Origin of the sequence: Ruminococcus sp. OM06-36AC, assembly GCF_003438725.1 — a bacterium.
In the GTDB taxonomy this organism is placed as follows: Bacteria; Bacillota; Clostridia; order Oscillospirales; family Ruminococcaceae; genus Ruminococcus_C; species Ruminococcus_C callidus.
This window is the reverse complement of record NZ_QSTT01000003.1, coordinates 1-1,601: the sequence shown is the minus strand read 5'-3', so window position 1 is coordinate 1,601 and position 1,601 is coordinate 1. Positions and strand designations below refer to the sequence as shown.

General features: G+C 42.3%; 2 protein-coding genes. Both read left to right on the top strand.

What is annotated here, in order from left to right; translation table 11 throughout:
• Nucleotides 1-1,100: site-specific integrase (locus DXB92_RS03690; protein ID WP_207658584.1), on the top strand; the 1,100-nt coding region annotated here is incomplete at its 5' end.
• Between the two features lie 175 nt (nt 1,101-1,275).
• The coding region (locus DXB92_RS03685) for a response regulator (protein WP_187118436.1) at nt 1,276-1,601 on the top strand (326 nt) is incomplete at its 3' end.

Sequence of the window (1,601 nt, the reverse complement as noted above, 5' to 3'; positions counted from 1 at the left end):
TGCCGAGAAGAGGCAGCAACATTTACAAGAGAAAAGACGGTCGGTTTGAGGGACGTGTCCCGATTGGTCATAAGGAAGATGGGTCGCTGAAATACAAATTTGTATATGCCAGAACGCTTTCCGAGGTAAAGGAAAAGATGGCACAATTTCAAGCTGTTTTGCAGAGCCAGCCAGTTTCTGCTTTGAAATTGACCGTGGCAGAGGCATCTCGTCAATGGCTTTCTGCGGCAAAACTGCGTGTGAAACCGTCTAGTTATGCGCACTATGAGAATGTCATTCGCAATCACATTATTCCGGATCTCGGAACAAAGTATCTCACGGATATGACGACACATCAGCTAAATGATTTTGTCTATGAGAAACTGCAAAGCGGTCGATTGTGCGGAACTGGCGGACTTTCCGCTCGGTTTGTACAGGACATTATGCGGGTTTACCACAGCATAGAACAGTATGCGGTGCAGGAGTATCACATTCATGGAACACATTTCACTATGCCGAAAGCAGAAAAAAAGCAGCTGGATGTTTTGTCTTCTGTGGAGCGAAAGAAGTTGGAACAGTATCTCCTTCAGACAGGATTGACCATTGATCTGGCGATTCTGCTGTGCTTGTTCACCGGTTTGCGTGTAGGTGAATTATGCGGCTTGCAGTGGAGCGATATTGACTTTGAAAACGGAACACTTTCTGTAAAACGAACGGTGCAGAGAGTTTATCGAAATGGCTGCTCTGAGGTGCTGATCGGCTCTCCTAAAAGCAGAACTTCTGTGCGGACAATTCCGGTTCCGTCCTTCTTGTTGACACTGCTGGAGAAGAAAAAGCGACAGGATTTTTTGTACCTGATTACTGGGAAAAGCAAACCGGCAGAACCGAGAACCATGCAGTATCGGTTTCAGAAAATCCTGAAACTTTGTGGTATCCGGAAGGTCCCATTTCATCTGCTTCGGCACACTTATGCTACAGATTGTATTGCCCATGGGTTTGATGCAAAGACGCTGAGTGAATTGCTGGGACACGCTGATGCCAGTATTACGCTGAATCGATATGTGCATTCCTCTATGCAGATGAAGCAGGAATATGTAAATCGACTGCAATTGACGGGATAATGTTTCACCGTCAAAAAATCGTATGGAAAATGCAAAAAGTATCGGAAACAACGTGATTTTTTAGGATTGAATGGTCAATGGGCGGATTTTACGAAACAAAAATGCTTCTTTCCTTTTAGTATCTCCAGCGATAAACCATCTATTCTTCTTGCTTTTTGGGATTTTTTATGGTATTATGGAAATAGAGAGAGAAAAAGATAAGAAAGGGGCGCATTGCGTGATTCGCATAGCAGTAGTAGATGACAATGAAATGATTCGTAAGCAGGTTAAAAGATTTTTGAATACCTATGCCTTAAAAAATTCTGTGGTATTCGAAATCTATACATATGAAGATGGGCACTTGTTGACACTAGATATAAATCATGAGATGCATTTTGATTTAATCTATTTAGATATTGAAATGCCAATCCAAAATGGAATTCAAGTGGGACATTGGATTCGTGAAATCGCTCAGGATGAGTGGATGCAAATTGTATTTATTTCCGGAAAAGATGGCTATGA